Below are 22,361 nucleotides of genomic sequence, written 5' to 3' on the forward strand. Positions count from 1 at the left end.
CACCCGCCCCCTAGCCTCGCAAGTCCATGCCGGCTCCCTGCCCTCGCAAGCTCGGGCCGGGGCCCTCGCCGGCTTGGCTCCACGGCCAGGGCACCCTGCGGGCGTGGGCCCAGTTAGAACGACGGCGGTGGGCCCTCCGCCGGCAGGGTCAGCGTGAAAGTGCTCCCCTGACCTTGCCCGCTGACACACGAGATGTGCCCGCCGTGGCGCTCAACAATCATCTTGGTGATGGACAGGCCGAGGCCGGCACCGGCGATGGCCGCGCCCTTGGCGGACTCCGTTCGGAAGAAGCGCTTGAAGACCCTGGTGGTGTCCTCGCTGCTGATCCCCATTCCGGTGTCGCTGACACTGAGCTGTACCCACTCGTTGGTGCTACGGGCGCTGATACTCACATTCCCGCCGTCGGGCGAGTACTTGATGGCGTTGGACACCAGGTTGTCCAGTGCCTGCCCGATCCGGAGCGGGTCCGCGTAGGCCCACAGGGGCGAGGGAACGTCTGCCGTGAGCCGGATGTTCGCATGCTCCGCCTGCGCCTGGGCAGAACCGATGCTGGTCTCCACCAAGCTGGCGAGGTCCGTGCGTTTGGGGTGGACGTTGAGTGCGGCCGACGCCGAAGCGGACAAGTCCGCCACGAGCGCCAGCAACCGCTCAGCGTTCCGCTGGACCACGAGCAGACGCTGGGCCACCTGGGGCGGCAAGGCGGCGACGTCGTCGAGTACCAGGTCCACGTTGCCGATGACGGAGTTCAGGGGCGTCTTGAACTCGTGCGTGACGTTGGAAACCAGCTCCTGGTTGGCTGCCAGGGCTTCCACCCAGCCGGTGACGTCGCTGTAGACCACCACTGCGCCGGTGAATTGGCCGTCCTCGCCGACGAGGGGCCGGGCCGCCGTCGAGACGGCGCGTTGCTCCGTTCCCTCTCCGGCCCACACCAAGTAGTCCGCGAAGGACTCTCCGGCGATGGCGCGGCTGATGGGACGCTTCTCGGGCGGCAGCAGGGTCCGCCTGTCCTGGCCGAAGATCAGTTGGTGGCCCTGGCCGGGCACGGCGTCGTCGGCTCCCGTTGCCCGGCGGAAGTTCCGCTGCCGGTCGTTGGCCACGAGGAAGTGGCCGGAGCTGTCGACGGCGGCAATCCCGACGTCGGTGGCGTCCAGGACCGTCTGAAGCAGTTTTTCACGTTCCCGGCTCTCACGAAGCAGCTGCCGAAGTTCCTTGTCCTTCTGGGCCAGTTCGCGCTGCTGCAGCCGGACGTGCACGCTCGCGAACCTGATGGCGAGGGAAACCGAGAGCATCATGAGGGGGAAGAGCAGCGTGGTGGTGATGTCCGAGGGCGTCAGGTTGGGGAACCGCCCGGCCAGCGAGGGAACCATGATGAGCATAGGGCCGAAGAAACTGAGGACAAGGCTGCTCCTGGCGAGCATGCCTGAGGCGGAGAGCCAGATCACCGGGAACACCGCCAGGACGGCAAGTCCCGGGAGGAGGGGCGCGGCGCCGTTCCGGAGAAGCCCAATCGCGACGAAGTCGAGGATGGGGATCAGCAGGTAGGGGCGGTGCGCCAGCCGCTCCCACGGCACCAGAAGGCAGCCGAGGAAGAGGATGCCGGAAAGGAGGATCCCGGCCAGGAAGAGCGGACTGTGCAGCAGCGTGGGCCACGCGAAGGGGGTGGCAATGGCAAGGGCCGCCACGATCAGGGTCAGGGGCAGTTGGCACAGGGCAACCTGCGACCGCGGCCCTAGCCGCTGGAAGAAGCGGGCGGGCCCTCGTGGAAAAAGCCGCTCAGCCATGACCCCGGCTACGGCCGCCGCCCAGGCCACGGTGGATTGTCACTTGGATATTCACCGCCTGGGCACCAGAATTCCCGCTGGGCAAGGTGGCACATCCTCTCCGGCTCGTAATCCACATACTTGTCATAATAATTGACTTTTCAAATGCAATGTTGAAACAGATGTGATCAGCACGGCTTACTTGTAGCGTATAAAGGGTTGGAGCGGGTATGGCATTAGCGCTGGGCTGATGGGGGGCCATAACCGCCTGGCGCAGGGATATCAATGGACGATCTTGGTGTGGCTGTAGTAATCGAAGACGACGCCGACGTGCGCAACCTCCTCGAAGGAGTGTTGAGCCAGGCCGGCTTCGAGGTGCATACAGCGGTTGACGGGCGGGCCGGAGTGGAAGTGGTCCGCGCCAAACAGGCGAACGTGGTGACACTGGATATCGGACTGCCGGACATCGACGGGTTCGAAGTGCTGCGGCGGATCCGCAATTTCAGCAACGCTTACGTGGTGATGTTGACCGGCAGGACCGAGGAGCCGGACCTGCTGTCCGCCCTAAACGCCGGTGCTGACGACTACATTGCCAAACCATTCCGGCCCCGCGAGTTGAGGGCGCGAGTGGCGGCGATGATGCGCAGGCCCCGGCACGAGGTCGACGGCCAGCAACCGGCGTCATCCGTGTGGGGAGCAGCGCCCGTTGCGGCTGTTGCTGCGGCCCGGTTGGAGGACTCCGCTGTCCTGCACCACAACGGCCTGGCGCTGAACCACCGGACCCGCACGGTGGAAATCAACGGGGAGCCGCTGGGACTCACGCGAAGCGAGTTTGATCTGCTCCACGTCCTCCTGCGCGGTGGCGGGGCGGTCTGCACCCGGGCCGACCTTGTCCGCGCTGTGCGGGGCGATTTCTACGGTGAGGACACCTACATCAGTGAGGCGGACGAGCGGGCCGTTGAGGTCCACATCGGCAACCTGCGGCGGAAGCTTAAGGAAGATCCGGTGTCGCCGCGCTGGCTGCAGACGGTGCGGGGAGTCGGGTACAGGTTGGCGCCCAGCAGGCCGGACACTGTTTAGGCCGTTTTGCAGAGGCCGGGCTTCGGGTCAGGCTAGCCGTTTTTGAGGATGTACGTGGCCTGGAGTTCGGATACCGTCTGGCCGCCGTCCTGGGCAACCCGCTTCATCAGTGCCTGACCCTGGCCGAAGTCGCCCCGCCGGATCAGTACTTCCAACAGTTCAGCCAGTTTCGCGAGGCGCATTCCGCCCACCATGGCGGAGCTGATCTTCAGGCTGATGACGGCATCGAGGGCCGACTCGCTGTCCTGGCTGTCCACCGCTGCCGCAAGCCGTGTGCAGCGCTGGTCCCACATGGCGGCATAGTCGCGGGCGAAGCGCTGGGCGAGGCCGGAGCCGGCAAGTTCGTCTTCCAGCTCCTCCAGCACGGCTGCGTCAACGAGCGGCAAGAGCCCGGCCGCTTCCTGTGAATACCCGGAACCGGTAACCGCTGTGATCCCGGGCTGCGGTGGATTCGCAGGTGCGCTCCTGTCGCTGGAGCCGGGATCTGGACTTTGCATTCTTCAAGGCTACTTCCTGGAATTAGTCGTTTGTCCTATTTCGGGTGATCCTGTGTAAACCTTGAGCGATCCTTTAGCGGGACTGCGGGGTCCTATTGTCCGCTGAAGGTCACTATCGTGTTGATGACGGCCGGTCCCAGAATTGCGATGAAGAGGACCGGAAATATGAAGAACAACAGCGGAAACAGGATCATTACCGGGAGCTTCATCGCCTTTTCTTCGGCACGCTGACGGCGCTTTACCCGCATGACTTTCGCTTGGACGCGGAGCACCCTGCTGATGGCGATGCCATACGTGTCTGCCTGGACCACGGCCTGCACAAAGCTGCGCAGCTCCGGAATGTTGGTCCTTTCCGCCAGCGCAAGGTAGGACTCGCGGCGGCTGCGGCCTACCTGCATGTCCTGCAGGGTGCGTACCAGTTCCTCGGCCAGCGGGCCCTTGCCGTTTTCCCCGGCCCGTGCCATGGCACCTTCGAAGCCGAGGCCGGCTTCGACGGAGATCAGCATCTGGTCCAGGGTGTTCGCGAGTTCCAACTGCATCGCCTTCTGGCGTTCGATGCCTTTGCTGTAGAGCAGCAGGTCCGGGATGAAGTATCCAAGGACGAGCACAAAAACCCCAGCCAGCTTCATCAGCGGCGTGGTCCCGATCGAGCTTAGATAAACCCCCAGACAGGCACCGGCCACACCGAGAGCGATTTTGCCGCCGAGGACCTTCTCGAGCGGCATTGACAATGGGCGGCCGGCCAACGACAGCAAGCGGTCCAGCTTCCGAACGTAGGCCGGGGGCGTCAGCCGGAAACCGATCCCTGCCAATACGCCGGAGGTCTTCTTCTCAGCGGCTTCGGGAACCTGCCGACCCCGATTAAGGAGGGCAACCGTGGCCGTGCGGGACTTCCGGTCAACGGAAAGGACAGACCATGCAAGCCACCCGAGGGGACCGGAAACCAGGACCAGGGAACACAACACCATGGGGCTCATCATCGCCTCAGAACTTCAGGTCAATGATCTTGCGCATCCACAAGCTGCCGATTGTCATCAGGACAACCGAGGCCCCGATCATTGCCCAACCGAGCGGGTGCGTAAACATTGAGTTCATGTATGTGGGGTTCACAGCCATCAGCATCAGCACAATGCCGAAGGGCATGGCAATAAGGATGTAGGCGGAAAACTTCCCTTCGGCCGCGAGGGATTTTATGTGTCCTTTGATTTCGCTGCGCTCGCGGATGGTTTCATTCACCTGGTCCAGCACCTCAGCCAGGTTTCCGCCCACCTCGCGGTTGATCTGGATAGCTTGGGCGATCCACACGAAGTCTTCATTCCGCATGCGTTCTGACGTGTCGGTCAAGGAGGCCAGCAGGTCCCGGCCCAGGCTTGTCTCGGTGATAACGCGGCGCATCTCTTCCGATGTAGGGCTTTGGGATTCCGCGGCGGCCGCGTCAATGGCACGCAGGATGCTGTGTCCTGCCCGCAGCCCGCCGGAGAGCAGCTGCAAAGTGTCGCCGAGTTGGCTATCAAACTTTGCCCGTCGTTTCCCGGCCAGGAACTCCAGCACAAGGTGCCCCACGAACGGAGCCAAGACGACCAGCAGCACCGAGACGGCTGGCAGGCCGATCACCATGCCAACCAGGGCACCAACGATGGCACCGGCGATGACCAGCACGGTATATTCCGTCTGGCTGAACCGAAGGCCCGCCTTTTCCAGCGCATCCCGGTTGTAGAGCCGGATGTTCCTGCCTTCGAAGAACCGTCCCAGGCTCCCCACGGTGGCATCTGCGAGTCTGGTAAGGGGCGACGGTGGATCCGCCTGATAGGGACGGCGGCGATCCAAAGCGATCTCCGGGGTACGCGGCATGACCAGCGCAACTACGAGCAGGACAGGGGCGACAAACAGCAGTGCGGCGCCAACAAAGATCAACACTCTGGCCTACGCCTTTCCGTGGTTGGCTGAGCCTGCGGCAGGTTGGCCCAGGTTGACCGGGGTGGCGAAGACAGCAGGTGATACATGGATCCCCAGGTCCTCGAAACGGTCGATGAAGCGTGGCCGGATGCCGGTGGCCACGGGCTTGCCGAGGAAGCGCCCGTGCTGGTCAACGCCGGCGGAGTAGTCGAAGACGAAGGCATCCTGCAGGGTCACGATGTCCCCTTCCATGCCTTGGACCTCAGTCACGTGGGTGATGCGGCGCGAGCCGTCGCGCAAGCGAGAAATTTGGACGATGAGGTTCACGGCGGACGCGATCTGCTCGCGGATTGCGCGCAGCGGCAGGTCCATGCCGGCCATGAGGACGAGGGTCTCCAAGCGCGCCACGGCGTCACGGGGCGAGTTGGAGTGCACGGTGGAAAGAGAACCGTCATGGCCGGTGTTCATGGCCTGGAGCATGTCCAGGGACTCACCGCCGCGGACCTCGCCCACCACGATCCGGTCAGGGCGCATACGCAGGGAGTTACGGAGGAGCTCGCGGATGGTAACTTCACCTTTGCCCTCAGTGTTGGGCGGGCGGCTTTCCAACCGGACCACGTGGTCCTGCTGGATTTGGAGTTCCACTGCATCCTCGATGGTGACGATGCGTTCATCAGCAGGCAGGAAGGACGAAAGGACGTTGAGCAGCGTCGTTTTTCCCGTGCCTGTACCGCCGGACACGATGATGTTCAGTTTTGCCTTGACGCAGGCATTGAGCAGTTCGGCCATCTCCGGTGTCAGTGTGCCGAAATCAATGAGGTTCCGAACCGTTAGCGGTACCTTGCTGAATTTTCGGATTGTCAGGGACGATCCGCCCACAGCCAGCGGAGGGATGACGGCGTTCACACGCGAGCCATCTTCCAGGCGCGCATCAACCAGCGGGGAGGATTCGTCAATGCGGCGGCCCACCTTGGAGACGATGCGCTCGATGACCTTGCGCAGGTGCTCCTCCGAACTGAAACGTGTGTCTGCAAGGGTGAGGTGGCCTTTGCGCTCCACGTAGATCTGGTCCATGCGGTTGACCATGATTTCCGTGACTGCCGGGTCATCCAGCAGCCGCTGCAGTGGACCGTAGCCCAGGACGTCATCGGCAACGTCCTGGATCAGGCGCGTGCGCTCCTCGGGGGTGAGCGGCACCTGCTCCGCGTCGATGATCCGTGTCAGCTCATCACGGGCTGAGGTCTTCAGCTCCTGTTCCGTGATGGCGGAGTCATTAAAGCGTGCCCCAAGGTGCTCGAAAAGGGCCGTAGCCGCCCTTTCCTTTAGGGCAGCGAAAACGTCCACGGGCTGGGAAGCCTTTGGGCGCGCTTCCTCATGACGGGCGGGAGGGCCGACGACGGCGGCAGGGGGCGCCGTCGTCGTGCGTTGCTCAGGGGTCTGTTCAAACCACTGCACGCGCTGGGCAGCTACTTCCGGGCGCGCCTGGGTGAGCGTGGCAGTGGCTGCCTTCGCGGGAAGCTGCTGAACAGCTGGCTGGTTTTTAGCCTGCGCGGCGTTGATGCGCTCTGAAAGTTTCATCTAGACCACTACCCTTCGGTGTAGTTTGCGCTGGGACTTGGCCCGCCATGCAGGGTTGAAGCGCTCCACCAGCTGGTTCAGGCTCTTGGTTGCAGGGTCCCTCACCGGTTCCTGCAGGATGGGGATTCCGCGGTTCGTGGAGAGGGAGACCGCCCGGGAACGGGGGATGCTGACATCAACGGGCGCGCCGATGGTGGATTCAAGGTCCTGGACTGTGAGGCCGTTCTTTGCATCGGCCATGTTTAACACCACGTGGCGGGTCTCCGGGAGCACATCCAGTTGGCGGAGGATGTCCAGGCCGGCGCGCAGGCCTCTCACGCTGGGGATGTCCATGCCGCTGACCCAGACCACGTCCGTGCACTTTTCCATTGCGGCGAGCCCGATCTCCGGCAGTCCCGGCGCAGTGTCCACCACAACGTACTGGAACTGCTCGGACAGCTGTTCAAGCAGGCGGCTAATCTGTTCGGGGGTGATTTCGTCCGCGTCCACCGGCGTCGGGGGAGCGCACAGCGCGTAAATGCTGCCGGGGTGCACGGTCAGGAATGCTTTGAGCACCAAGGAGTCCTGGCTCGCGGCGGGAGTGACTGCGTCCGTGACCGTGTGTTCGGGATTGAGGTACAGGCCGGAGGCCACGTCCCCGAACTGCAGGTCCAGGTCCACGATAACCACGCTCATGGGTGCAACTTTGCCCAGCCCGATGGCGATGTTGGTGGCAACGGTGGTCTTGCCCACGCCGCCCTTGGGGGAAAACACTCCGATGACCAGGCCCTTGGTGGTTTCGGGCGCTTGTTGCGGCACGGCTGCCCGGTAGCGGTGCGTGAAGGATTGGCTTGCACGTTCCAGTAGCACACGAAGCTGCGCGGCGTCCGAGTTGGGGGCAACGATGTCCCGGATGCCTGCCCGCATGGCGTGCAGGAGGAATTCGGGGTCGGGCTCGGCGGCCACCACCACGGTCAGTTCAGGGAAACCGACGTTGAGGACGGTGGCGAACCGCAGTGCTTCATCCAAGGGCACATCCGGCCCTAGGACCAGTACTTCGGGGTGCTCCTGGTCGAGGCTGGCGAAGAGGTCGTGGGGATCCGCGGGCAGCAGGCTGGTGAAGAAGGTCTGCACGCCGCCCTGGAGTCCGCCGGCAACAGCCTGGCGGAGGCGGGAATCGAAATCGACGTCCGGGGTGATGAGGACAAAGCGGCTCATTTGTAGAGGTCCTGCCTGGTCATGACACGCGGTCCGCTGTCCTGTGCATCGAGCGGTTCCTTGCTGAGCCAGAGGGCGGCAAATTCGGAGGCAAAAACGATCTTGTCCGCGTTGATGTCGTTCACGGCAACGGTGACCATCAGCAGCCCGGTGGGAAGGTTCACGTCGCGCGGATCCGGTGCCGGTTCCGCGCTCGCCGACGGTGCCGGTTTGGCAACCGCTCCTTCGGGGGCCCTTTGAACGGCGGTGACCAGTGCCTTGTGGATGGAGAGCTGGACGGTTTCCTTGTCCGGCTTCGCCTCCAGGCCGCCGTTGGGCATGGTGATGAAGATACCTACGGTGTCTCCGGCTGCAAGGCGGCCGCCTACAACGCGCTGTGGTTCGAGCTGAAATGAGACTTCCTGCAGGCCCGGCGGGATGGGGACCGAACCCAGGGTCTTCAGGTCTTCAGCTGAGATGAGGCGTTCCGCGAGGAGCTGTTCGCCGGGAACAAGGTCAGCGGAGGTGACTTTTCCTGCAGCTCCCTCCAGCGTGTTCAGGGCCGTTTTGGCCACGGCGGTGCCGGGCAACTGCTGGAGGGCAACTGAGGCCTGCAGTGTCTCCGCCGATGAACCCGCCGGGACGGCTTTGGTGACCACCAGGACGTTCACCGGATCGAGGCCGCTGACGGCTCGCTGGTCCGCGCCTTGGGCGTACGACACCACGATCACGGCGCCCACCATGGCCAGCACGACTGCGACGACTCCTGCCAACAAACGTGACTTCACTGACTGCTCCTGTGTGTTCGAAAATCATGGTGTTGCCTGAATTAACTGCCGAGCGCGACGACAGTGGCACCGTCGGGATTGATCGGCCCCAGGGCGTAGCCGTTGGCCAGGGAGACGTACTTGACGAATGTTCCGATGATGCCGCGGCAGGGTTCTTTGCATTCAAGAGCTGCGGGCACGTCCGGCGCCCTGTTGCGGAAGGTGTAGGGCAGGCCCGTGCTTCCGACTTTCCACCCTGCGACTTTGAAAGCGGCGAAGGTGGTGAGCCCGAAGACCGCGTTGGTTCCTGTGCCGGTCACACTGTTGAAGATGGGGAGCAGAAGGATGACGTCCTTGCCTGCGTTTATGTCAGCCGCCCACGAATTGAGCGTGGCATCACAATTAGGTGGAGCATTGTTGCCTGTATCACCGCCTGCCGTGCTGGTGGAAATATCGATGAGCGCGCCGCACGCACCGGGGTCCTGCTTGAGTTCACCGAATCCGCCTTCAACTGCAGCTCCGGACGGGCCGTAATTGCAGTCGGCGTTGGCGTTCTTGCCGTGCAGTTGGAGGAGCTGCATCACGTCGGTATTGTTGCGCACCTGGCAGACCGAGACTGTGATGGGGAATGGGGTTGGTCCTTTTTCTGGGCTGCCCCAATGGACAGTGGCCGGTGCGGTTACTTCGGTGGTGTTTATGCCCAGGGCTCGGGCGAAGAAGAGGGATACTTTGTTGGGGGAGTGGCCGGCTTCCTGTGCGGAAGCTGTAACAGTTATTGTCCGGGTAGCGGTGTCCAGGACGGCGGACTTGATGTTGCTGAGTCCGTCAACGGCATTGCGGTTGGTGAGCCCAGCTGCCAGGGTCGACGTGGCGGAGCAGTCCGGGTCGCTTTCACTCTTGGCGCATTTTTGGGCTATGGCGAGCGCGGCGGCATCGGCACCGTTACGGAGTTGGGTTCGTTCGGCGTACAGCATGCCCACATCAACGGCGATCGCGCCGAAGCCCAACAGCGCCAGGAGCATAAAGGCGACGATGACGCTGACGGCACCGCGTTCACCGTCGTGGTCAACATGTGTGAAACTCAACCGCCGCACAGCATTGCTCCTTTGCCCGTCATCTCGAACGGGCCGGCTATGCCCGTCATAGTGGACAGGCTGTAGGTGATGGTGATGGACACCCGGTGCCCGGGTGCACAGTTGGCGGCGCCGGTATCGAGGTTCTTGAAGTCGATGTTTGAATCAACCAGTTGCGGCTGGAGGGAGACAGCCGTGCTTTTGGCTGCGCTTCGGGCCGCGGTCATGTTGTTTGAGATGGCCATAACCCGAACGCCTTCGCGGGCGGCAGCGGCCAGCGATGCCTGAGCGTTGTAGGCACGGCTGAACTCCATGATGCCCAGTAGCAGCATGACCAGGATGGGGGCCACAATAGCGAACTCGACCGCAACAGCTCCGCGTTCCGATGCCCTGGACATGGTGGTGCCTTTCAGCAGTGAAGATCTGGGGTGGAAAAGCGGAGTGGCGGCGGCTGATTGCCGCCGCCACTCTCATAGGTGGTTCTGCGCTGCGTGCCTCAAGAAATAAGGCTCCGGCCTACTTTGAGCACGAGGCTAGAACGGCGGTGGTGCCCGTTCCGCTGGCAGGCGTATAAACTCCGCCCTTGAGCTGGCAGTTTACGGTGTCAAACATCGCGTCCAGCTGGCCACCGAGAAGGCTGACGGCGACGATAATGACGACTGCGATGAGGCCGACCATGATGCCGTATTCGACGGCGGTGGCGCCCTTTTCGTTGCGCTGGAGGCGGACTGCCAGGTTGGTGTAGAGAGAAAGCATTTGAGACTCCTGAGCGAGTGGGGAAGCTGGTCCTGCACCAGCTCTGAAATCAAGTTAGCAACGCTTGATTCGACATCGACGCGATCTTGGAGCATCCTGTGACAACACTTCTCAACCTGCACTCTTCCTGCGCTTTTGCTTCGTGCGTATTGCGCTAACGCTGGGATTCCGAAGTCAGTGGCCACGCAAACGGACCCCCTCGGTTCTGGGTGCCGAGGGAGTCCGGTATTGGGGGCGCCAGATTGCGCCGTTGCGGGGGATTCGCTAAGGAATGCCTAGTGCGGTCTTCACGCCAGCGGTGAGGAAACCGAAAACGGAACTGAGTGAGGTCCCGAACAGACCTACACCGGCGACTATAACCATGGCTATGAAGCCAGTCAGGATGCTGTACTCCGTGGCGGTGGCGCCATATTCCTGATGACGGAAGGCCGTGAGTATGTGGGACGCGCCGTTCAGAAGCCGTGTTAGGTAATTCACTGGTTCTCCTAGGAAAAGGCTGCGATGATGTTCATGACGGCCGGCCCCAGCAGGATGATGAAGAGGGTCGGGAAGATGAAGAAGATGAGCGGAAACAGGATCTTCACCGGAATTTTCATCGCATGTTCTTCTGCACGCTGGCGGCGCTTCAACCGCATCTCGTTGGCTTGAACTTTCAGGACCTTGGCTATAGCGATGCCGTAGGCGTCTGCCTGGACAATGGCCCGAATGAACGAGCGCAGGTCGGGCACGTCAACGCGATCGGCCATATCCAAATAGGCCTCTTTTCGTGAGCGTCCTACTTGCATGTCCTGAAGCGTTCGGGTCATCTCATCCGCCAAGGGACCGCTACCGTTCTGTGCTGTTCGGGCCATCGCAGCTTCAAACCCTAAACCTGCCTGCACGGAAATCAGCATTTGATCCAAAGTATTGGGCAGTTCCTGCCGAATCTTCGCCCTGCGCTTTTCGGCGTTGCTGCGCACCAAAAGGTCAGGTGCAAAATAGCCGAAAGCTATGGCGGCCAGCAGGATTGCAAAGCGCGCCGGCGATGGCGAAGAAAGGAAATGCAGCAAACCGAGGATGCCTGCCCCTAGAGCAAGAAGGGGCTTTACAACCAGGAGACGCTCCAAGGGCCATTCCTTCGGCCGGCCTACAGCTGCAAGCTGCTTGTCCAGCCAGGCAACATAGTTTGCGGGCGTTATCTTGCGTGCGACCTCACTGAACTGTGCGGAAAGGTTTTGCGGTGCGGCGTCGCGGGCACGCTGACCAAGATTGGCTTGTATATTTCGCAAGGCAACCCGGTCAGTCGCCGCGACGGACCAAACCAGATACGCAATGGGTAACACTATGGCCAGTATGGCTCCGAGCGCTATCGGGGACATGACGAACCTCTCTCAGTATTTCGGCTTGATCAGTCGGCTGAGCCAGAAGCCACCCGCGGTGAGCATCAGAGCCGCGGTACTGAGCATCAGGAAGCCCGGAGCTGTGCTGGTAAAGGTCGTAGCGTACTGATCATTGATGAGGATCAGGGCGAAGAAGAGCACAATTGGGAGACCCATGAGTACACCGGCAGACATCTTTCCCTCAGCACTTAGCGCCTTTACTTGGCGGCGGATTTGGTTTCGGTCACGGATTGTTTCACCGACGTGGTCAAGCACTTCAGCGAGGTCACCACCCACTTCGCGATGGATTTCGATTGCCTGTGAGATCCAGGCGAAGTCCTCGCTGCCCGTGCGTGCGGAGACATCGATCATGGACTCCCCAAGGTCCCTGCCAATCCTGGTTTCGTTCACGATTCGGCTCAGCTCCTCGGACATTGGAGCATCCGATTCGCGTGCAGAAGCGTCGACCGCCCTTAGAAGGCTGTGTCCCGCCCGCATGCTTCCGGTCAGCATTTGCAGCGTGTCCGGAAGTTGCTCGTCGAACTTGCTTTTTCGCCTCGTTGTCAGCAGCGAGATGTAAGCAAGCATGCCTGCCGGGACAACAGCAGTCAGCAGGATGGCGAAGAACAAACCGCCCATTGAAAAACCGAAGACAGTACCGGCTAGCGTCCCCGCGCCTATCATGAGCAGGAAGTCTGCTGGCTGGGTCTTTAGTCCTGCACGTTCAAGTTTTTCCCTGCTGACCAGGAAATCGTTCTTGCCTTTTAGCTGTTTGTTGATGGCCCCGACCGCAGAGTCTGTCAAAACGGTCAACTTCGAAGCGCCTCCAACAACGTCCGGCCGTCGCCTTGATAACGGAATGGCGTTCCGCGGCTTTAGGACAACCACGAAGAAGACCATGAGTGCGCCAAGAACCATCGACACGCCTGCGAGCAGCATCACAATGGAGGCTTCGGAAGACTCCATCACCGTCCCCTGACTGCTTGTGCGCCAAAGACCGCCGGCGATATCTTGATTCCTAGCTCTTCGAATCTGTCAGTGAAACGTGGCCGGACCCCTGTCGGTATTGGCTTCCCCAAGAAGCGGCCATTGGCGTCAATGCCTGCCGAGTAGTCGAAGACAAAGGCGTCCTGAAGGGTGACGATGTCTCCTTCCATGCCCTGGACTTCCGTTATGTGCGTTACTCGCCGAGAGCCGTCACGAAGCCGCGAGATGTGCACGATGAGGTTCACCGCTGATGCGATTTGTTCCCGAATCGCTCTCAGCGGCAAATCCATGCCCGCCATGAGGACCAAAGTCTCCAAACGGGCTACTGCATCCCGGGGGGAGTTAGCATGCACCGTCGAGATCGAGCCGTCATGGCCAGTGTTCATTGCTTGAAGCATGTCCAGCGACTCGCCACCACGTACTTCACCCACCACAATCCGGTCAGGCCTCATACGAAGCGAGTTGCGGACCAAGTCACGGATCGAGACTTCGCCCTTACCTTCGATGTTTGCGGGCCGGCTCTCCAACCTCACCACGTGATCCTGCTGCAACTGCAGCTCGACCGCATCCTCGATCGTCACGATGCGATCTGTGGCAGGTATGAAGGAGGACAGTACATTCAGCATGGTCGTCTTTCCCGTGCCGGTGCCGCCCGAGACGATGATGTTCATCTTCGCCAGAACGCATGCCTGGAGAAGTTCGGCCATCTCAGGGGAGAGGCTGCCAAAGCTGATGAGCTTTTGAACCGTCAGAGCCTCTCGTCCGAACTTTCGAATGGTCAATGAGGCACCATTCACGGCGAGGGGTGGGATGATGGCGTTGACGCGTGAACCGTCTGCCAACCGCGCATCAACCAGGGGCGAAGATTCGTCAATACGGCGTCCGATTCTGGTAACGATCCGTTCGATCACCCGACGGAGTGCTTCTTCGCTGCTGAACTTGGTATCAGTGAGAAACAGGTGACCGTTCCGCTCCACATAAATCTGGTCAGCACGATTCACCATGATTTCTGTAACAGAGGGATCATCCAGGTACCGCTGCATCGGGCCGTGGCCCAGGACGTCGTCAATGATTTCGCGCGTCAGGCGCTGGCGCTCGCCTTGCGACAAGGGAACCTGTTCTTCATCGACAACCGCCTTCAGCTCATCCTTGACGAACTGATGCAGTTCAGATTCCTCCAATGAGGAATCTGTGATTCGAGAACCAAGCCGCTCGTACAACGCCTGGCTGGCGCGTTCCTTCAAACCAGCCAGAGCTTCGCTCGCGTTCCCTGTTGTAACCTGCACAGCTGAGGGGGCTTGTGCTTGTTCCGTAGCTTGAGCTTGCTGAATGGTACTGAGGGTGGATGGTAAGGATGGTGAGGTGGAGGCGACCGGCAGATCAAAGCTGTTACCTTCGTCGCCCCGCAACTTAGCGAATCGGTGTGAGAGAGTCACTGGACTACCGCCCTTCGGTGCAGCTTCTTGCGTGGGGCTTCCCAGTTGGGTTTGAAGCGCTCCACCAACTGCCTTAGACCTTTCGCTGCCGAGTCTCGGCTCCCGTCCTGGAGGAGGGGAACGCCCTTATTGGTGGAAAACGGAACAGCACGCGAGCGGGGAAGAACAACGTCAACGGGAGCGCCGATCGTCGCCTCCACGTCCTGAACCGTGAGCCCGGTCTTTCGGTCAGCCATATTGAGGACCACGTGTCTGTTATCGGGAAGCAGATCCAGTTCCGAAAGAATTTGGAACCCAGTCCGCAAGCCGCGGATGCTCGGAATGTCCATACCGCAAACCCAAACAGCATCAGTGGCCTGTTCCAAGGTGGCCAGCACGTGCTCACCAAGCCCCGGGGCTGTATCCACCACCACATATTGGAATTCGGCGCGCAGCTGGCGCAGCAAGTGGCTGATGTGCTCGCCGCTGATTCTGTCCATGTCGATGGGATTGCGGGGCGCGCAGAGGACGTACATATTCCCTGCATGCAGGGACAGGTAGGTCTTCAGGACCATGGCATCTTGGCTGGCTGCTCCAACCACGGCATCGGTAATGGTGAAATCGGGTTCGAGCATCAATCCACTGGCTATGTCACCAAACTGGAGGTCAAGGTCTACTACGACCACGCTCATCGGTGCTATTTGTCCGAGTCCAATCGCCAGGTTGCTCGCGACCGTCGTCTTACCGACTCCGCCCTTGGGCGACATGACCGCAATGACGCGCCCGCCCTCTGCCGTAGGACGTTCAGCGGTATTAGGACCCAAACCTCGACGGCGTCCTGCCGCGGCCAGGCTCGCTCGCTCCACCAGAGCACGCACCTGGTCCATGTCAGCGGCCGGTGGAATGAGATCCCTGATGCCGGAACGCATGGCGTTCAGGGCGAGGTTTCCATCATCGTCTGCGGCCAAAACGATGCTGATTTCCGGGTACTGAAGGTCGAGGACCGCGGCGAACTTAAGCGCCTCATCCTGCGGAAGCCCCGGGCCGAGGATCAAGACCTCTGGGGGCTCACCGGCCTGCTGCCTGAGGATGTCTTCCGGAGAATCGGGCAGGTAGGCGGCCTGAAAGTACTGGAGAGATCCGCTCAGCGGGGCCACTGACGCTCGCACCTTGCGTTCATACTCCACGGAGGGTGAGATCAGAATGAAACGGCTCATCGGAATACCTTTGTCTGGTTGACGACTCCGTTGGTGCCCTCGGTGGCGTTAGCCGGCTCCTTCGAGAGGTAGATCTTCCCGAATTCTGCGGCGTACACGAGCTTTTCGGCGTCAACGGCGTTCCTGGCGAATGTGATCAGGTAGGAGTCACTTGAGGTCTGCTTGTCCTGGCTGTCTGCATTCAGTGCGCCTTGGGAGCTGGCCTGTGTTGCCTCGCCCTGCGTCTGAGCTGCTTGACCGGAGCTGAACTGGACCGCCGTAACCAAGACTTTGTGGAATGTCAGCTGCGTTCCGCTGCCACCCTCGGCTTCTGTCCCACCGGCATCGCCAAGGGAAATAAACACGCCGACCGTGTCGCCGGCCTGAATTTTTCCACCGACAACACGGTCGATGCTGAGGCGTACGGTGATCTCCTGAAGGCCTTCTGGAACCTCGACCCTGGCTGGCCCCAGGAACGCATTAGCGTCCACCATGCGGCTGGTCAGGAGCTGTTCGCCTGGCTCTAGGGCTATTGAGGTTACTTTCGAACCCAGCGAGCCAAGGTCGTCAACGACTCCTTCGGCCACTGCGGTTCGCGGAACAGTCTTGGTGATGAGGTACTGGCCGAGCTGGCTGGCCGGGGTGCCGGCAGCCACCTCCTGCTTTACTACAAGGACGTCTTCCGTTTCGGTGTTGGCAAGCGCGCGGCGATCCGCGCCTTGTACGTAATTGAAAAGAAGGACCGTGCCTATGATTGCGACAACCAATGCGGCAATGCCTCCCAGTAGGCGTGCTTTCATTGCTTTCCCCTTAGTAATGGTTACTTGATTAGGTGGGGCGGCAGTTCGGCGCCGCCTCCGGAGTAGCCGCCGTCGCCGTACGACGCAGGATCGGCGACCCAACTGACGAATTTCCCGCGGACGCCTCGATCACTTCCTCCGAGACCGGTTAGGTCACCACCAGAGGCGCCTGGAAAGCTGTACCCCAGCAGCAGAAAGGCGGCGTAACCCTTGATGTAGTACTTCCCGCCGGCCCCAGTACCCGTTGCCGGTGTGAAGACTGGGAAGAAAATCACCTTGTTGAGGTACGTGGGAATGACGTCTTTGCACTCGGACGGAATACTCAGGCCTGTATTAGTCTTCGCGTACGGGTCCACCACGCTTGCCGTGGACAGATCATCCGGGTACACGGTCGCCTGGCATTTTCCTGGGTCGGGCATGAGCCACTCGAACCCACCTGGAATAGCTGCGCCCGACGGGCTGTCGCTGACGCAAGTTTCGCTTCCATGCGTAAGGATCGTGTGAACCGCGCCGTCCACGTCGAACTGACAAGGCGCAAAAGTGATTGGAAGGGTGGCGGGCCCAGAACCTGGATATCCCCATGCGGCCGTCGAAGTGGCTCCGACAGTGACGGGCCCTGTGTCGAGGGCACTTGCAAACATTTTCGTCAAAAAGCTTGAGGACCCATTTCTGGTCGATGTTGTGACGGTAACTTGGCCAGTAACACTGAGATCTACTGCTGCGTCACTGGTGTTGTCATTGGAATTAGCATTCGCCAACGGGCCGGCAAGCGACGGTATGCATGGTCCCGGGTCGCAACTTTCGGCAACAGCCAGAGCCCCGGCGTCTGCACCGTTCTGTAGCTGCGAGCGCTCAGCGTAAATTTGACCGACATCAACGGCCATAGCGCCGGCGCCGATGAGAACAAGCATCATAACCGCCACCGTTACACCTGCCGCGCCGCGTTCACCTTCCGTGCCCCTTGCCTTCATATTCAGCCGCCACATTGCATGGCCCCCTTGCCGGTAACTGTGATTGTGGACCCAAAAAATCCCGTCAAGGATGGACCGCTGTACTGAACAGTCACTAGGGCGGTTGAAGCCGGCGTTGCCGCGGGACAGGTTGCCGCCGAGTAGTCGAAGGTGAGGAGCGATGAGTTGATCGAAGGCGCTCCGGCCTTGCCGGCTGCAGTTGCCTTCGTCGCGTCCTTGGTGATGGCCATAGTCCGGGCAGCCTCCCGGGATGCCTGTGTCACCGACACTTGGATGTTGTAGGCGTTGGAGAATTCGACGATGGCGATAATGATCGCGACCAGGATCGGGGCAACAAGAGCGAACTCGACGGCAACTGCACCTCGCTCGTCACGTTTCCGAGTTTTATGGCTGCTTTTCAACGGGTCCCCCTGGACGGTTGCAGCGTGAAATAAGTGCGGTGTGCCGCGCTGATAGCGCGGCACACCCTTGCTTAGAGTTACCAGCCGCTTACGGTGGTACCGAGCGTGCTGAACCAGGTGTTCAAGGTGGTTCCGAAGAACCCAACGCCCACCACGAGGACCAAAGCAATCAAACCGACAAGGAGCGAGTACTCAGTTGCGGTCGCACCCTTCTGAGACTTGAACTCCGTTTGGAGCCAGGCCTGCAAGCTACGACTGAGAAGAAGCAAGTTCTTCATCGTGGAGCTCCTATTCCTGGTCGAGTTACCAGCCGCTAACGGTGGTCCCGAGAGTGCTGAACCAGGTGTTCAGGGTCCGCCCGAAGAAGCCGACCCCTACCACCAGGACAAGCGCAATGAGACCCACCAGCAGTGAGTACTCCGTGGCCGTGGCGCCCTTTTCGGATTCAAACCGATCCTTGATGCCGGCGATAAAAGCCATCATCGAGACCATAAGTGAAGTCATTGTAATTTCCTTTAATTCGGTGAAATGGGTAAATTGATTTCAACGAATTTCCAGCTGCCCCCATAAATCCTTTAGCGGCTGGACTTCGCTAAGAAGAGATTGTCATTCGGGGGCAAGGGCAACAATGCGTAGTAGTACTCGACTTTTTACCAAGGCGCTAAAAGTACCTACTTGAAAGGTGGGGCTAGTACTCAGAAAGGCAAGCGAGTACACGTGCCTACTACTTGGACTTGAGACGCGCTTGACCGGGCCGGGGCCCGGAAAATCGCCTGAGGAAGCTAGGTGAGGAAGAGGGCGACAGTTGCCGTAGCGCTGAGCATTGAGGGGCCGTGGGCCACTTCTGTGGCTTTGTTTCGGCCTTTTCTGCTCAGGACCAGTATCGTGACGAGGCCGTTCAGGATGAAGCCCAGGAGTCCGCCGTAGAGCAGTTGACTCCAGCCTAAGTACCCGAGGTAAAGGCCGACGGGTGCCGCAAGTTTCACATCGCCCATCCCGATGCCGCCGGGGGAAATTAGGCGCAAAATGAGGTAGCCAACAAACAAAATGACGGACCCGAGCACCGAACGCAGAAGGTCCTCAGCCTGCTTATTGAATAACCCCGGAATTAAAAAGAGTAAAAAACCGCCCGCGAGCAGCATTAATACGAGCGGGTTCGGCAGCAAATGCTGCGCGACGTCGATTCGCGCGAGCTGCACGCCCAGCGCGGCCAGAAATATAAAAGCCGGTAAAGCAATGCTCATTCCAAACCGCAAAGTAAAGGCCGCGCACGCGAGGCCGGTAAGTGCCGCCGTCGTGATCCGGACGGAGAGGGCGGGGAGGCCGCCCAGCCGGGGAAGATGCTTGGCGATAAGCAGTTCGATGACAGGGGAGAGGGCCGATCCAAAGATGCCGGCACCAAGGACCACGAGCCAGTAAGCAGTACCCTCGTTACTCGTTGCAAACACTGCGACCCCCTATGTCCGTCGGGCCGGCAGGTACTGAGGCAGCCTCCGGTTACCCCATTTTGACCCTGAACCCCTTAACGCGCTAATCTTGGTAGTCGTTGTGCGTGTCCTATTCCGATGGTGCGTGCCCGCTGAGAATCCGGTTGCAGGATGACTCCTCAACGTGCACATTCGGAACCACAGGATGACTGGTTACATAGAGCCCTCACCTCTGTTCCGGTAGCGCGCAGATAGTAGGTGCCCACCCCTGAGTGGCTCCTAAACAAGAACGCCAGAATAAGAACGAGGCAAACACCGTGCGTACGTACACCCCGAAGCCCGGCGATATCAACCGCCAGTGGCACGTCATTGACGCCACAGACGTTGTCCTTGGTCGTCTCGCGAGCCAGACCGCAATCCTGCTGCGCGGCAAGCACAAGGCCACCTTTGCATCCCACATGGACATGGGCGACTTCGTCATCATCATCAACGCTGAAAAGGTTGCCCTCACCGGCGCCAAGCTGGAGCAGAAGCGCGCTTACCGCCACTCCGGCTACCCGGGCGGCCTGACCTCCGTCAACTACGCGGAACTCCTGGAATCCAACCCGGTCCGCGCCGTTGAGAAGGCCATCAAGGGCATGCTCCCGAAGAACTCCCTCGCTGCTCAGCAGCTGGGCAAGCTGAAGGTGTACCGCGGTGCTGAGCACCCGCATGCCGCCCAGCAGCCCAAGACTTTCGAAATCACCCAGGTCGCCCAGTAGTCCTGGCCACCAAACAACTTATCTATACAAGGAGAATCGTGGCTCAGAACGAAGAGACCACCGAAGCCGTAGAGGCTGAGGAAACCCTGACCAGCTACACCTCTGAAAGCTCAGCTGCTGACGCCGCTGCGCCGAAGAAGGAGCGCCCGGCACTGACCGTTGCCGGCGCAGCTGTTGGCCGCCGCAAGGAAGCCGTTGCACGCGTTCGCGTTGTTCCCGGCTCCGGCAAGTGGACCATCAACGGCCGCGCGCTGGACAACTACTTCCCGAACAAGCTGCACCAGCAGGACGTCAACGAGCCCTTCAAGATCCTCGATCTCGAAGGTGCCTACGACGTTATCGCCCGCATCCACGGCGGCGGCATTTCCGGCCAGGCCGGTGCACTGCGCCTCGGCATCGCCCGTTCGCTGAACGAGATTGACGTTGAGAACAACCGCGCCACCCTTAAGAAGGCCGGTTACCTCTCACGTGACGCCCGCGTCATCGAGCGTAAGAAGGCCGGCCTCAAGAAGGCCCGTAAGGCTCAGCAGTACTCCAAGCGCTAAATCCGCTTGCACAGAAGCCCGTTCCGCCATTGGCGGGACGGGCTTTCCTGCGTTTGGGTTCTACTTGTCTATAAGTCGGTACACGGTGGTATCGCCTAACTTTTCGGACTGAAAGTTCCCTTCAACCCATGCGGAGATCGCAGTTGAGGCTGACTCTGTCGCCTGAACTTCAAGGAAGGCCTCCTGCTGCACGAAGTAGCAAATGTTCCCTGCTTCGACCTCATTTATAAATTCTTCAAGAGTCGGCGACGGGTCGCTTCCAGCAAAACCTCCTAGGGGCATTACCGGGCGGCCGGACTCGAGTTGTAGGCGGGCGGCGGTCTGGCTGGCGTAACTTGCAGCGGACCAGGTGCAGCCTCTCGTTCGCGCCAGCGCGTCGATTACTTCTCGGTCGGGCACACGTCCATAAGCTATGTCGTGACCCCATTCGATCTCATTCTTTCGGAGCGACTCCAAGAGATGACTTATGCTGGCGGGGTTTTTGGACATCACGCCAGACAGGGGATTAGACCCATTGAATCCAACGGTTACATTGTGAACAGAAGTCATGACCGGTCCGACCAAGACAACTCCAGCCAGAGTCGCAGCAGCGACCATCTCGATTCGCTGATTGGGCGGGCGAATAATGAGTGCAGAGATAGCGATTATGCCGGTTGTGAGAACGGTGATGGGCAGCCAGGCGGGCCATTCAGAAGTTCCGGTAAGGATCAGCCATGTTGTTAGTAACGCGGCTAAAGCAGAAAATGCGCCACCTAAACGTCCGACTACCGAGGACCGGGCAATGAGGACTGAGTGAAGAGCAACTCCAAGGACTAGTGCCAGGGGTGGCGCGATCGCAGCAGTGTAGTACGTATGAATTTGATTGCCCATAAAGCTGAGCAAGAGGAACCCCGTGAGGAGCCACACGCCTGTTATGAGCACCAGGGCGCGGAAGGGCGAACTTGTCGGCAAAGCGTTCCATCGAACGACGAGAAAAATTAGCGCAAGAAGTCCGGCGAGCAAAAGCCATGAGGCCTCTTGATTGTAGTTTGCGTTGAATAACCGGAAGATGCCAGCGTCGCTATCGACTGGGCGGAATTGGCTTGGGACTTGCATGGCGGCGGGAACCAGCTTGCCGCCAACTATTCGTTCCACTCCGTTATAGGCAAGTGTCAATTCCAAGACGCTGTTTGAAGCTGACCCACCTACGTAGGGCCGTGCATCTTTGGGTATGAGATCAACGATGGTCATCCAGAGGCCACCAGTAATTATCAGTGCTAAAGCAGATGAAGCTGCCGTCCGAAATCTTCTTGGCCAACTGATTGGGCTGTAGACCAGATATGACAACCCAAGAGCAGGGACACTCAGCATCCCCTGCATTTGCTTCGTCATGAATGCAAGCCCCAGAAGAGCGCCGGCCACGACGAAGGGGCCTCCGTGCCCTGTCTCGATGCTACGCAGGACGAACCATGCTGCTGCCACCATTAGCAAAAGCATTAGCGGGTCCGGATTGTTATAGCGAGACATCAAGGTGACTATCGGTGTGGTGAAGAAAACCGCTGCGCCGAACAGGGCTGCTGGAGCAGAGGTATGCCGCCGCAGGATCATGTAGATCAGGAGTGTAGTCCCGACGCCCATCAATACTTGGGGTGCCAACATTGCTACAGGATTGAAGCCAAATAGCCTAACAGAGATGCCCATCACCCAAAGGCTCAGCGGAGGCTTGTCCACTGTTATTGAATTGCCCCAGTCCGACGACCCAAAGAAGAATGCTTTTGCGTCCATCGTCCCCGATTGAACCGCAGCGCTGTAAAAAAAGTTCGCCCAACCGTTGATACCCAAGTTCCAACCATAGAGAAGCGCATTCGTTGCCAAAAGGGCCAACAAGGCGGGGCGCTCCCACGCAGGATCCTTCAGAGGGCCGCGCCACATTTGGGG

The 22,361-nt window shown here is 60.2% G+C and carries 25 protein-coding genes; 3 read left to right on the forward strand and 22 right to left on the reverse strand.

The features are described 5' to 3' along the window. Positions 1-113 precede the first annotated feature (113 nt). On the reverse strand, positions 114-1,781 hold the full coding sequence (locus tag G6R19_RS02405) for an ATP-binding protein (RefSeq protein ID WP_163161921.1): 1,668 nt from the start codon (positions 1,779-1,781) through the stop codon (positions 114-116). Positions 1,782-2,045: 264 nt separating this feature from the next. Between G6R19_RS02405 and G6R19_RS02410 the strand changes: the two genes are divergently transcribed. Continuing rightward, the gene (locus G6R19_RS02410) at positions 2,046-2,840 is read left to right on the forward strand and encodes a response regulator transcription factor (protein ID WP_163161923.1); all 795 of its coding nucleotides are present in this window, start codon (positions 2,046-2,048) and stop codon (positions 2,838-2,840) included. A gap of 32 nt (positions 2,841-2,872) precedes the next feature. Here G6R19_RS02410 and G6R19_RS02415 read toward each other — a convergent pair whose 3' ends face one another. The 20 genes from G6R19_RS02415 to G6R19_RS02510 all read right to left on the reverse strand — a co-directional run bounded on the left by G6R19_RS02415 (position 2,873) and on the right by G6R19_RS02510 (position 19,159). Next, positions 2,873-3,337, reverse strand: a complete 465-nt coding sequence (locus G6R19_RS02415) for an Hpt domain-containing protein (protein WP_163161925.1) — start codon at positions 3,335-3,337, stop codon at positions 2,873-2,875. 92 nt (positions 3,338-3,429) lie between these two features. Next, on the reverse strand, positions 3,430-4,314 hold the full coding sequence (locus G6R19_RS02420; protein ID WP_163161927.1) for a type II secretion system F family protein: 885 nt from the start codon (positions 4,312-4,314) through the stop codon (positions 3,430-3,432). A 7-nt stretch (positions 4,315-4,321) separates the two neighbouring features. Further along, positions 4,322-5,254, reverse strand: a complete 933-nt coding sequence (locus tag G6R19_RS02425; protein ID WP_163161929.1) for a type II secretion system F family protein — start codon at positions 5,252-5,254, stop codon at positions 4,322-4,324. 6 nt (positions 5,255-5,260) lie between these two features. Further along, a complete protein-coding gene (locus G6R19_RS02430; RefSeq protein ID WP_163161931.1) occupies positions 5,261-6,811 on the reverse strand; it encodes a CpaF family protein in 1,551 nt (516 codons plus the stop codon). Beyond that, a complete protein-coding gene (locus G6R19_RS02435) occupies positions 6,812-8,008 on the reverse strand; it encodes an AAA family ATPase (protein WP_163161933.1) in 1,197 nt (398 codons plus the stop codon). Beyond that, positions 8,005-8,775 (reverse strand): RcpC/CpaB family pilus assembly protein, encoded by a 771-nt coding sequence (locus G6R19_RS02440; protein ID WP_163161941.1) that lies wholly within the window; start codon positions 8,773-8,775, stop codon positions 8,005-8,007. Before G6R19_RS02440 ends, G6R19_RS02435 begins: the two co-directional genes overlap by 4 nt. A 41-nt stretch (positions 8,776-8,816) precedes the next feature. Then, on the reverse strand, positions 8,817-9,848 hold the full coding sequence (locus tag G6R19_RS02445) for a pilus assembly protein TadG-related protein (RefSeq protein ID WP_163161943.1): 1,032 nt from the start codon (positions 9,846-9,848) through the stop codon (positions 8,817-8,819). Then, positions 9,836-10,225 (reverse strand): TadE/TadG family type IV pilus assembly protein, encoded by a 390-nt coding sequence (locus G6R19_RS02450; RefSeq protein ID WP_163161945.1) that lies wholly within the window; start codon positions 10,223-10,225, stop codon positions 9,836-9,838. The genes G6R19_RS02445 and G6R19_RS02450 overlap by 13 nt, the downstream gene beginning before the upstream one ends. Before the next feature lie 118 nt (positions 10,226-10,343). Continuing rightward, positions 10,344-10,583, reverse strand: coding sequence for a Flp family type IVb pilin (locus tag G6R19_RS02455; protein WP_163161947.1), 240 nt, complete (start codon positions 10,581-10,583; stop codon positions 10,344-10,346). 264 nt (positions 10,584-10,847) lie between these two features. Continuing rightward, positions 10,848-11,060, reverse strand: coding sequence for a Flp family type IVb pilin (locus tag G6R19_RS02460; protein ID WP_163161949.1), 213 nt, complete (start codon positions 11,058-11,060; stop codon positions 10,848-10,850). An 8-nt stretch (positions 11,061-11,068) separates the two neighbouring features. Next, positions 11,069-11,941, reverse strand: coding sequence for a type II secretion system F family protein (locus tag G6R19_RS02465; RefSeq protein WP_163161951.1), 873 nt, complete (start codon positions 11,939-11,941; stop codon positions 11,069-11,071). Positions 11,942-11,953: 12 nt separating this feature from the next. Next, positions 11,954-12,907 carry a type II secretion system F family protein gene (locus G6R19_RS02470; protein ID WP_163161953.1) on the reverse strand — a complete coding sequence of 318 codons (954 nt, stop codon included), beginning with the start codon at positions 12,905-12,907 and terminating at the stop codon, positions 11,954-11,956. Continuing rightward, a complete protein-coding gene (locus G6R19_RS02475) occupies positions 12,907-14,364 on the reverse strand; it encodes a CpaF family protein (RefSeq protein ID WP_205484199.1) in 1,458 nt (485 codons plus the stop codon). The genes G6R19_RS02470 and G6R19_RS02475 overlap by 1 nt, the downstream gene beginning before the upstream one ends. After that, positions 14,361-15,560, reverse strand: a complete 1,200-nt coding sequence (locus G6R19_RS02480) for an AAA family ATPase (RefSeq protein ID WP_163161955.1) — start codon at positions 15,558-15,560, stop codon at positions 14,361-14,363. Before G6R19_RS02480 ends, G6R19_RS02475 begins: the two co-directional genes overlap by 4 nt. Further along, positions 15,557-16,339 carry an RcpC/CpaB family pilus assembly protein gene (locus G6R19_RS02485; RefSeq protein WP_163161957.1) on the reverse strand — a complete coding sequence of 261 codons (783 nt, stop codon included), beginning with the start codon at positions 16,337-16,339 and terminating at the stop codon, positions 15,557-15,559. The genes G6R19_RS02480 and G6R19_RS02485 overlap by 4 nt, the downstream gene beginning before the upstream one ends. Positions 16,340-16,359: 20 nt before the next feature. Then, positions 16,360-17,325: a TadE/TadG family type IV pilus assembly protein gene (locus G6R19_RS02490; protein WP_240341733.1), complete on the reverse strand. Its 966-nt coding sequence runs from the start codon at positions 17,323-17,325 to the stop codon at positions 16,360-16,362. Beyond that, entirely contained in the window at positions 17,313-17,774 is a 462-nt protein-coding gene (locus G6R19_RS02495; RefSeq protein ID WP_240341734.1) for a TadE/TadG family type IV pilus assembly protein, read from the reverse strand. The genes G6R19_RS02490 and G6R19_RS02495 overlap by 13 nt, the downstream gene beginning before the upstream one ends. Positions 17,775-17,788: 14 nt before the next feature. Then, entirely contained in the window at positions 17,789-17,989 is a 201-nt protein-coding gene (locus G6R19_RS02500; protein ID WP_163161959.1) for a Flp family type IVb pilin, read from the reverse strand. Positions 17,990-18,014: 25 nt separating this feature from the next. Further along, positions 18,015-18,215 (reverse strand): Flp family type IVb pilin, encoded by a 201-nt coding sequence (locus G6R19_RS02505; RefSeq protein WP_163161961.1) that lies wholly within the window; start codon positions 18,213-18,215, stop codon positions 18,015-18,017. 278 nt (positions 18,216-18,493) lie between these two features. Next, the gene (locus G6R19_RS02510; protein ID WP_163161963.1) at positions 18,494-19,159 is read right to left on the reverse strand and encodes a prepilin peptidase; all 666 of its coding nucleotides are present in this window, start codon (positions 19,157-19,159) and stop codon (positions 18,494-18,496) included. A gap of 296 nt (positions 19,160-19,455) precedes the next feature. Between G6R19_RS02510 and rplM the strand changes: the two genes are divergently transcribed. Next, positions 19,456-19,899, forward strand: a complete 444-nt coding sequence (gene rplM, locus G6R19_RS02515) for a 50S ribosomal protein L13 (protein WP_015937805.1) — start codon at positions 19,456-19,458, stop codon at positions 19,897-19,899. Between the two features lie 38 nt (positions 19,900-19,937). Continuing rightward, the gene (rpsI, locus tag G6R19_RS02520; protein ID WP_050684362.1) at positions 19,938-20,444 is read left to right on the forward strand and encodes a 30S ribosomal protein S9; all 507 of its coding nucleotides are present in this window, start codon (positions 19,938-19,940) and stop codon (positions 20,442-20,444) included. A gap of 60 nt (positions 20,445-20,504) precedes the next feature. Here the strand turns inward: rpsI and G6R19_RS02525 are convergent, their stop codons facing one another. Continuing rightward, positions 20,505-22,265, reverse strand: coding sequence for a glycosyltransferase family 39 protein (locus G6R19_RS02525; protein WP_163161965.1), 1,761 nt, complete (start codon positions 22,263-22,265; stop codon positions 20,505-20,507). Positions 22,266-22,361: the final 96 nt, after the last annotated feature.

The sequence above is a fragment of the Arthrobacter sp. Alg241-R88 genome (assembly GCF_900537115.1).
Classification (GTDB): Bacteria; Actinomycetota; Actinomycetes; order Actinomycetales; family Micrococcaceae; genus Arthrobacter.